This is a genomic window from Streptomyces sp. NEAU-sy36 (genome assembly GCF_013423905.1).
Taxonomy (GTDB): Bacteria; Actinomycetota; Actinomycetes; order Streptomycetales; family Streptomycetaceae; genus Streptomyces; species Streptomyces misionensis.
In genome coordinates this window covers 4,994,894-5,005,616 of record NZ_CP058977.1, presented here as the reverse complement: position 1 = coordinate 5,005,616, position 10,723 = coordinate 4,994,894, and the positions used below count along the sequence as shown (strand labels likewise).

The window sequence follows — 10,723 nt, the reverse complement described above, 5'->3', positions numbered from 1 at the left end:
CTTTGCCGAATTCCGGTAATTCTTCGCAGGGGTGAGGGACGATTTCGGTGGCGAACGAGGACAAGCTCCGTTATTTCCTGAAGCGAGTCACCGCGGACCTCCAGGAGACCCGGCGGCGCCTTCGTGACCACGAGGACGCCGCCGGGGAACCGGTGGCCATCATCGGGATGAGCTGCCGCTACCCGGGAGGGGTCGAATCACCCGAAGACCTCTGGGAACTGGTCGCGGGCGGCCACGACGCCGTCTCCGAGTTCCCCGCCGACCGCGGCTGGGACCTGGAAGCCCTCTACGACCCGGACCCGGAGGCCCGCGGGACCAGCTACGCCCGCGAGGGCGCGTTCCTGCGCGACCTGGCGCGGTTCGACGCCGGCCTCTTCGGGATCTCGCCCCGCGAGGCCCTCGCCATGGACCCCCAGCAGCGGCTGCTGCTGGAGACGTCGTGGGAACTGTTCGAGCGGGCCGGCATCGACGCCGCCTCGCTGGCGGGCAGCCGGACCGGCGTGTTCGCCGGCGTGATGAACCACGAGTTCCTCGCCGCCCTCCAGAACTCCCCCGAGGACCTGGAAGGGTACCTGGGCACAGGCACCTCCGGCAGCGTCGCCTCCGGCCGGGTCGCCTACACCTTCGGTCTCGAAGGTCCGGCGGTCACGGTCGACACGGCCTGCTCGTCGTCCCTGGTGGCCCTGCACCTGGCCGTCCAGTCGCTGCGCGGCGGCGAGTGCTCGCTCGCCGTCGCGGGCGGTGTCACCGCGATGGTCGGCCCCGCCACCTTCGTCGGGTTCAGCCGCCAGCGCGGACTGGCCCCCGACGGCCGCTGCAAGGCGTTCGCGGCCGGCGCCGACGGCACCGGCTGGGGCGAGGGCGTCGGCCTGCTGCTCGTGGAACGCCTCTCGGACGCCCGCCGCAACGGACACGAGGTCCTCGCGGTCGTCCGGGGCTCCGCCGTCAACCAGGACGGCGCGTCCAACGGCCTCACCGCCCCCAACGGCCCCTCCCAGCAACGGGTGATCCGCCAGGCCCTGGCCGCCGCCCGGCTGACCACCGCACAGATCGACGCGGTGGAGGCACACGGCACGGGCACCCGGCTCGGCGACCCGATCGAGGCACAGGCGCTCCTCGCGACGTACGGGCAGGGCCGCTCCGGCGACAGGCCGCTGTGGCTGGGCTCGGTCAAGTCCAACATCGGCCACACCCAGGCCGCGGCCGGAGTGGCGGGCGTCATCAAGATGGTCATGGCGCTGCGCCACGGCGAGTTGCCGCCCACGCTGCACGTCGACGCACCGTCCCCGCACGTCGACTGGTCGGCGGGTGCCGTACGGCTCCTCACCGAGCGCACCCCCTGGCCGGCGTCCGACCAGCCGCGCCGGGCAGCCGTCTCCTCCTTCGGGATCAGCGGCACCAACGCGCACACGATCATCGAGGAAGCCCCGTCGGCCGAGGCGTACGCGACGGACACCGAGGACCCGCAGGCGCCGGAGGACGACCCGGTCGGCGCCGAGGCCGTCGCCCCTCAAGCCGCACGTCCGGCCGAGGGCGGACCGGTGCCTTGGGTGGTCTCCGGCAAGACCGAGCAGGCCCTGCGCGCACAGGCCGAACGCCTGCTGGCCCGCACGGGCGACGAAGCGGCGCCGCTCGACGTGGCGTTCTCGCTCGCCACGACCCGCACGGCCCTGGAACACCGTGCCGTGGTCCAGGGCGAGACGCCCGAGGAACTTGCCGAGGGCTTGCGGGCCGTCGCCGCCGGCACCCCGGCCGCAGGTGTCGTACGCGGCCACGCAGGCAGCGGCGAGCGCATCGCGTTCCTCTTCTCCGGCCAGGGTTCGCAACGGCTCGGTATGGGGCGTGAGTTGTACGCCGCGTACCCGGTGTTCGCGGCGGCCTACGACGAGGTGTGCGGGCTCTTGGAGGCACCGGTCGATGTCGATTCCGAGGAGTTGAACCGGACGGGTTCGACGCAGCCCGCGTTGTTCGCCGTCGAGGTGGCGTTGTTCCGGTTGCTGGAGTCATGGGGTGTGCGGCCGGATTACGTGGCCGGTCATTCGGTGGGTGAGGTCGCGGCGGCGCATGTGGCGGGTGTGCTGTCGCTGGAGGACGCTGCGAAGCTGGTGTCCGCGCGGGCTCGTCTCATGCAGGCGTTGCCTGCGGGTGGGGCGATGGTGGCGGTGCAGGCGTCCGAGGGCGAGGTGCTGCCGTATCTGACCGAAGAGGTGGGTGTTGCGGCGGTCAACGGCCCGCAGTCCGTTGTGGTTTCCGGTGTCGAGGATGCCGTCCTGGCGGTCGCCGAGGTCTTCCGGGAGCAGGGCCGCAAGACATCCCGGTTGAAGGTCAGCCACGCGTTCCATTCCCCACTGATGGAACCGATGCTGGAGCAGTTCGCACAGGTCGTCCGGGGCCTGTCCTTCAACGACCCCCGAATCCCGGTCGTCTCGAACCTCACCGGCCGTCTGGCCGAACCGTACACCCCGGAGTACTGGGTCCGGCACGTCCGTGAGGCGGTCCGGTTCGCCGACGGTGTCGGGACACTGCACGAGCTGGGCGTGTCGACGTTCGTGGAGATCGGCCCCGGCGGTGTCCTCTGCGGCATGGCGCAGGGCTGCGTGGACGACGTCGTCACCATCCCGGCACTCCGCACCGACCGCCCCGAGCGGGCCGCACTCGTCGCCGCCGTGTCCGAACTGCATGTGCACGGCGTCTCCCCCGACTGGCACGCCTTCTTCCCCGGAGCCCGGCGCGTCGAACTGCCCACCTACGCCTTCCAGTACGAGCGCTACTGGCTCGACCGCGCACCCGCCGCTCCCGGCGCCGTCCGTGCCGCCGGGCTGGGCTCCGCCGACCACCCGCTGCTGGCCGCCGCCGTCCGCCTCGCCGGTGGTGACGAACGGCTGCTCACCGGCCGGCTGTCCCTGAGCACGCACCCGTGGCTGCGCGATCACGCCGTGCTCGGCACCGTGCTCCTGCCGGGCACCGCGTTCGTCGAACTGGCCCTGCGAGCCGCCGACGAAGCCGGCTGCGCACTGCTGGATGACCTCACCCTCGAAGCGCCCCTGGTGGTGCCCGAGCAGGGCGGTGTCGCCGTTCAGGTGTGGGTCGGCGCGGCCGACGACGCGGGCCGCAGACCGCTGACGGTGCACGCCCGCCCCGAGGGGGACCCCGACCTGCCGTGGCTCCGCCACGCGACCGGGTTCGTCACCGAAGGCACCCTGGACGCGGCAGGCGGTGGCACCGGAGTTCCCGGACCGATCGCGGAAACGGGTGCTCCCGCGGCCGCCGGGCGGGCGCTCACCGCCTGGCCCCCGCCCGGCTCCACGCCGGTCGGCCTCGACGGCCACTACGACCGGCTGGCCGCCCTCGGTCTGGCCTACGGACCGGTGTTCCGCGGGCTGCGGAACGTCTGGCGCGCGGGCGAGGAGATCTTCGCCGAGGCCACCCTCCCCGACGGCACGGACGCCGGTTCCTTCCTCCTCCACCCCGCGCTGCTGGACGCGGCGCTGCACGCGATCGGCACGGCCGGCCCCCTGGCGGCCGAGGCGGACGGGCCGCTGCTGCCGTTCGCGTGGTCCGGGGTCTGCGTGCACGCCACGGGCGCGTCCACCGTCCGGGTCAGGCTGGCCCCGGCCGGTGCGGACGCGGTCACCCTGACGGTGGCCGACGCCGCCGGCGAGCCGGTGGCGTCCGTCGAGTCGCTCACCCTGCGCGCCGTCTCGGCCCGGCAACTGCGCGAGCGCGCCGACGACGCGCTGTTCACCGTCGAGCGGGCGCCGCTGGCCCTGCCCGCCGACGACGCGGACGGCCCGGACGTCGCGTACGTCCCGGACCTCGCCGCACTCGCGGAGGCCGACGGAGCGGCACGGCCCGACGTGGTCGTGGTCCCCTGCCCCGACGGCCCGGAAGGAGTCGGCGAGGCCGAGCGGATCCGAGCGGTCACCACCGAGGTGCTGCGGCTGCTCCAGCACTGGCTCGCCGACGAACCGGCCGCGCGTCTCGTGCTGGTGGCACGCTTTGACGACCTCGCGCACGCCGCGGCGGGCGGGCTGGTGCGCTCGGCCCAGGCGGAACACCCCGGCAGGATCGTGCTGCTGGAGACCGACCGCCCGGACGAGGCCGCCGCACTTGCGCCCCGCGTCGTCCTGTCCGGCGAGCCGCACGTCGTCGTCCGCGCGGGGGAGCCGAGCGCCCCACGCCTGACCCGCGCCGCTTCCCCCACGACGGCGGACGGTCCGGCCCCCCACCTCGGCACCGTGCTGCTCACCGGCGCCTCCGGCGCGCTGGGCGGCACCCTCGCCCGGCACCTGGTGACCGGACACGGCGTACGGCGGCTGCTGCTCGTCAGCCGCCGGGGCGCGGACGCCCCGGGCGCCGCGGACCTGGTGGCCGGCCTCGCGGCACTCGGCGCCGAGGCGACGTGGGCCGCCTGCGATCTCGCCGACCGTGCCGCCCTCGCCCGGCTGCTGGCCACCACCCCGGTCGACTCCGTCGTGCACACCGCCGGCGTGCTCGACGACGGTGTCCTCGCCGCGCTGACCCCGCCCCGGCTGGCCGCCGTCCTCGCGCCCAAGGCCGACGCCGTACTCAACCTGGACGAACTCACCGGCCCCGGCACGACGTTCGTGCTGTTCTCCTCCGCGGCGGGCGCCTTCGGCAACCCGGGACAGGGCAACTACGCCGCCGCCAACGCCTTCCTCGACGCCTTCGCCCGTCGCCGCCGCGCCCAGGGGCGGCCCACTGTCTCGCTGGCGTGGGGCCCCTGGGCGCAGGAGGGCACCATGGCCGACACCCTCGACGAGGCGGGCAGGTCACGGATGGCGCGCTCCGGTGTCCTGCCGCTGCCCACCGAGGACGGCCTGCGCCTGTTCGACGCCGCGCTCGCCTCCGACGAGCCGGTGCTCGTACCGATCCGCCTCGACACCGCGGCCCTGCGCGACCGGGCGGCGCGGACCGTACCGGCCCTGCTGCGCGGACTGGTCCGAGTCCCCGCGCGCGGCACGGCCCGGCGCGCCGCCACCGGCTCCCCGGCCGAACGCCTCGCCGGGCTGACCGGCGAGGACCGCGACGACGCCCTCCTGGACCTGGTGCGCGGCGAGGTCGCCGCCGTGCTCGGGCACTCCTCGCCCGGCGCCGTCCAGCCCACGCACGCCTTCCAGGACCTGGGCTTCGACTCGCTGACCGCCGTGGAACTGCGCAACCGGCTGGCCACCGCCACCGGACTGCGCCTGCCCGCCACCCTCGTCTTCGACCACCCCACCCCCACCGCCCTCGCCCGGCACCTCGGCACCGAACTCCCCGGCGCGGCCCCGGCCGCCGCGACGGCGACCACGGCAAAGCGGCCGACGGCCGCCGCCGACGAGCCGATCGCCATCATCGGCATGAGCTGCCGCCTGCCGGGCGGAGTGCGCTCGCCGGAGGACCTGTGGCGGCTGGTGGCCGCAGGCCAGGACGGCATCTCCCGCTTCCCCGACGACCGCGGCTGGGACGTCGAAGGTCTCTACGACCCCGACCCCGAACACCTCGGCACCACCTACGCGCGCCACGGCGGCTTCCTGCACGAGGCGGCCGGTTTCGACGCGGGCTTCTTCGGCATCAGCCCCCGCGAGGCGCTCGCGATGGACCCGCAGCAGCGGCTGCTGCTGGAGGCATCCTGGGAGGCGTTCGAACACGCCGGGATCGACCCGGCGACGGTGCGGGGGAGCCGCACCGGGGTCTTCACCGGACTGATGTACCACGACTACGGGCAGGGCCCGCGCGAACTGCCCGACGGCGTCGAGGGCCTGCTCACCACCGGAGGCTCCGGCAGTGTCGCCTCCGGACGCGTGTCCTACACCTTCGGGCTGGAAGGCCCCGCCGTCACGGTCGACACGGCCTGCTCCTCGTCGCTGGTCGCCCTGCACCTGGCCGTCCAGGCGCTGCGCACCGGCGAGTGCACGATGGCGCTCGCCGGTGGCGTCACCGTCATGGCGAGCCCCACCGTCTTCGTGGAGTTCAGCCGGCAGCGGGGGCTGTCGCCGGACGGGCGGTGCAGGGCGTTCGCGGCCGGTGCGGACGGCACGGGCTGGGGTGAGGGTGTCGGGCTGCTGCTGGTGGAGCGGTTGTCCGATGCGCGGCGCCTCGGGCACCGGGTGCTGGCGGTGGTGCGGGGCAGCGCGGTGAACCAGGACGGTGCGTCCAACGGTCTGACGGCGCCGAACGGTCCCTCGCAGCAGCGGGTGATCCGGCAGGCGCTGGCCTCCGCCGGACTGACCCCGGCCGACGTTGACGTCGTCGAGGCCCACGGCACGGGCACCAGGCTCGGCGACCCGATCGAGGCACAGGCACTCCTCGCCACGTACGGGCGGGAACGGCCCGAGGGACGGCCGCTGTGGTTGGGTTCGCTCAAGTCCAACATCGGGCACACACAGGCCGCCGCGGGCGTGGCGGGCGTGATCAAGATGGTCATGGCGATGCGGCACGGCGTGCTGCCGCCGACCCTGCACGTGGACGAGCCCACACCGCACGTGGACTGGTCGGCGGGCGAGGTACGACTGCTGACCGAGGCCGTCGACTGGCCCGGCACGGACCGCCCGCGCCGCGCCGCCGTGTCCTCCTTCGGCGTCAGCGGCACCAACGCCCATACGATCATCGAACAGGCCCCCGCCGCCGAGGAACCGTCCTCGCCGCCGCCCGGCCCCGGCACGCCCGTGCCGTGGATCCTCTCCGGCAGGACCGAAGCGGCCCTGCGGGAGCAGGCCGCCCGCCTCGCCTCCCACCTCGACGACACCCCCCTCCTCGACGACGACAGCGGCCGAGGCACCGGCCGCGTGGCCGACGTGGCGTACTCGCTGGCCACCACCAGGGCGGACTTCGAACACCGGGCCGCGGTCGTCGCCCGGACCCCCGAGGAGTTCCGGCAGGGACTCGCGGGTGTCGCCGCCGGGACCACACCGCCCGGCGTGCTGACCGGCACCGCGCAGACCTCCGGCAGGACCGTCTTCGTCTTCCCCGGCCAGGGCTCCCAGTGGGCGGGCATGGCCACGGAACTCCTGGACACCTCCCCGGTCTTCCGGGACCGGATCGACGCCTGCGAACGCGCCCTCGCACCGCACGTCGACTGGTCGCTGACCGAGGTGCTGCGCGGCACGTCCGACGCCGAACAGGACCGGGTCGACGTACTCCAGCCCGTGCTCTGGGCCATGACCGTCGCCCTCGCGGAGGTGTGGCGCTCCTTCGGGGTGACCCCCGACGCGGTCGTCGGACACTCCCAGGGCGAGGTCTCCGCCGCCGTGATCGCCGGAGCGCTCTCCCTGGAGGACGGGGCGCGCGTCGTGGCGCGCCGCAGCCTCGCGGTGCTCGGACTCCAGGGACACGGCGCGATGGCCTCGGTGACGCTCCCGCACGAGGAGGCGCGGGAACTGATCGGCCGGTGGGCCGGCCGCCTCGGCATCGGCGCCGTGAACGGGCCCGGCACCGTCGTGGTCTCCGGCGACACCGACGCCCTGGACGAACTCCTCGCACACTGCGCACAGCAGGGCGTCCAGGCCCGCAAGGTCGCCGTCGACTACGCCGCGCACTCGCCGCAGATCGAACGCGTCGAAGCGCGGGCGCACGAGGGCTTCGCCGCGGTCGAACCGCTCCCCGGCACCGTGCCGTTCTACTCCACCGTGACGGGCGGCAGACTGTCCCCGGACGAACTCGGCCCCGGCTACTGGTACCGCAACATGCGGCAGACGGTACGGTTCCACGACGCGATCCGCGCCGCGCTGGCCGACGGACACGACGTGTTCGTCGAAGTCAGCCCCCACCCCGTGCAGTTGGCGGGCATACAGGACGCCATCGAGGCCGCCGAGGCGCGGGCCGCGATCGTGCCGACGCTGCGCCGCGGCGACGGCGGCCGGCACCGGCTGATGCTGTCCCTGGCCCAGGCCCGTCTGCACGGCGTGCGCGTCGACTGGGACGCCGTCCTGCCGGGCGCCCGCCGCGTCGACCTCCCGACCTACGCGTTCCAGCACGAGCGGTACTGGCTGACGGCGGGCGTCGCGGCGGGCGACGTGCGCGCGGCCGGACTGGACACCACCGGGCACCCGTTCCTGGGCGCCGCGGTGGAACTCCCGGACGCCGACGGCCACTTGATGACCGGGCTGCTGTCCCTGGCGGCCCAGCCCTGGCTGGCCGAGCACGCGGTGCTGGGCACCGTGCTGCTGCCCGGCACGGCCTTCGTGGAACTGGCCGCCCACGCCGCCGCCGAGACCGGCTGCGACCTGGTCGAGGAACTCACCCTGGAGGCCCCGCTGATCCTGCCCGAGCAGGGCGGCGTCGCGCTCCAGGTGCTCGTGGGCGGGCAGGACGACTCCGGCCGCCGCCCGCTGAGCGTGCACTCGCGCGCCGGGGACGGCCCCTGGCTCCGCAACGCCACCGGCACCCTCGCCACCGGTATCCCTTCCCACGGCACCGACCTGGGCGACTGGCCCCCGGCCGACGCCGAACCGGTGGACCTGGACGGCTGCTACGACCGGCTGGCCGGCCTCGGCCTGAGCTACGGCCCGCTCTTCCAGGGGCTGCGCGCCGCCTGGCGCGGCCCCGACGCGGTCTACGCCGAACTCGCCCTGACCGACGAGGCACGGCCGGACGCGGACACGTTCGCGCTGCACCCGGCGCTGCTCGACGCCGCGCTGCACGCGCTGGGCGCGGGCGGCCTCGTACCGGCCGCCGACGGCCCCCTGCTGCCGTTCGCCTGGTCCCGCGTCACCCTGCACGGCACCGGAGCGGCCGGCCTGCGGGTACGGCTCACCCCGGCCGACGGGGACGCCGTACGGCTGGAGGCCGCCGACGACACGGGCCGTCCCGTCCTCTCCGTGGACTCGCTGACGCTGCGCCCGGTGTCGGCCGGGCAGCTGCGCACGAACTCCCGGGACTGCCTGTTCACCGTCGAGTGGGCACCGCTCGCCGCCCCGGCCGACGCGCACGGCCCGGCCGTACGGGTCTGCGACGACATCGCCGCCCTCCTCGCCGCTCCGGCGACACCGGACGGCGCGGACGCCGTCGTCGTGCCCTGCCCGGCCGGGTCGGGCGCCGACGCCGCACGGCTCCGGGACGTCCTCGCCGACGTGCTCCGGCTGCTGCGGTGGTGGGTGACCGAGGACCGCGCGGCCCGGCTGGTGCTGGTGACCCGGGGCGCGGTCGCCACCGGCGACGATCCGGCGGCCGACCCGGTGCAGGCGGCCGTGTGGGGCCTGGTCCGGTCGGCGCAGTCGGAGAACCCCGACCGTATCGTCCTCCTCGACACCGCCCACGGCACCGACACGGAGCGCGCCGCCGGGGCGGCCGTACCCCGCCTCCTCGCCGCCGACGAGCCGCAGGCGGCGCTGCGCGGCGACACCCTCCTGCTGCCCCGGCTCGCCCGGGCCACCGCCGAAACCCCGGCCTCCGTCCCGGACTTCGGGCCGGGGCCCGTCCTGGTGACCGGTGCGTCCGGGGCGCTGGGCGGGCTCGTCGCCCGGCACCTGGTCGCCGAGCACGGCGTCCGCGGTCTGCTGCTGATGAGCCGGCGCGGCGCGGACGCCGAGGGTGCGGCGGAACTCGGGACGGAACTGGCCGCCGCGGGCGCCGACGTGCGCTGGGCGGCCTGTGACGTGGCCGACCGGGACGCCCTCGCGGAGGTGCTGTCCGGCATCCCGGTGACCGCCGTGGTGCACACGGCCGGCGTCCTCGACGACGGCGTCCTCGACGCGCTCACCCCCGAGCGCCTGGACACGGTGCTGCGTCCCAAGGCCGACGCGGTACTGAACCTGCACGAACTCGCGGGCGACGTCCGGGCGTTCGTGGTGTTCTCCTCGCTCGCGGGCACGCTCGGCACCCCCGGCCAGGCCAACTACGCGGCCGCCAACGCCTTCCTGGACGCCTTCGCCGCGCGCCGCCGGTCCGAGGGCCTGCCCGCGTTGTCGCTGCCGTGGGGACTGTGGCAGCGCACCGGCACCATGACCGAGGACCTCGGCGGCGCCGGCCGCACCCGGCTCGCCCGCGGCGGCGTGCTGCCGCTGCCCGACGACGACGGCCTCGAACTCCTCGACACCGCCCTCGCGTCGGACGATCCCGTGGTGGTGGCGGCACGCCTGGACCTCGCCGCCCTGCGGAACTCGACCGCCCCGGTGCCGCCACTGCTCAGAGCACTCGTCGGCGGCCGGGCGCGGCGCACCGACCGGACGGCCGCCGTACCCGCCGTCCAGCGGATCGCGGACCTGCCCGAGAGCGAGCGCGCGGCGGCCGTCCTCGGCCTCGTCCGGTCCGAGGTCGCCGCGGTCCTCGGGCACAGCTCGGCCAAGGCCGTCCGGCCCGGACAGGCCTTCGGCGACCTGGGCTTCGACTCGCTGACGGCGGTGGAACTGCGCAACCGGCTGAACCGGGCCACCGGCCTGCGGCTGCCCGCGACCCTTGTCTTCGACCACCCGACCCCCGCCGACCTCGCGCAACGCGTGCTCGACGACCTCCCCGGCGGCACGTCCCCGTCCGCACCGGTCCTCGACGAACTCGACCGCCTCGCCGCCGCCCTGGACGGCGCCGGAGCGGACACCGTCGACAACGTCACCCGCACCAGGATCACCATGCGTCTGAGGTCGCTGCTCGCCCGCTGGAACCGGGACGAGCCCGCCGAACCCGCGGACGCGGGCGGAGCCGGGACCGACGACGACCTCAGCTCGGCGAGCGACGAGGAACTGTACGAACTCCTCGACGACGAACTCGGCATCTCCTGACCGCG

Annotated in this window: 1 protein-coding gene; it reads left to right on the top strand. The window is 75.2% G+C overall.

Annotated elements, in window-relative coordinates:
• Window positions 1–41 precede the first annotated feature (41 nt).
• Window positions 42–10,718: an SDR family NAD(P)-dependent oxidoreductase gene (locus HZZ00_RS22380; protein ID WP_374028561.1), complete on the top strand. Its 10,677-nt coding sequence runs from the start codon at window positions 42–44 to the stop codon at window positions 10,716–10,718.
• Window positions 10,719–10,723 lie beyond the last annotated feature (5 nt).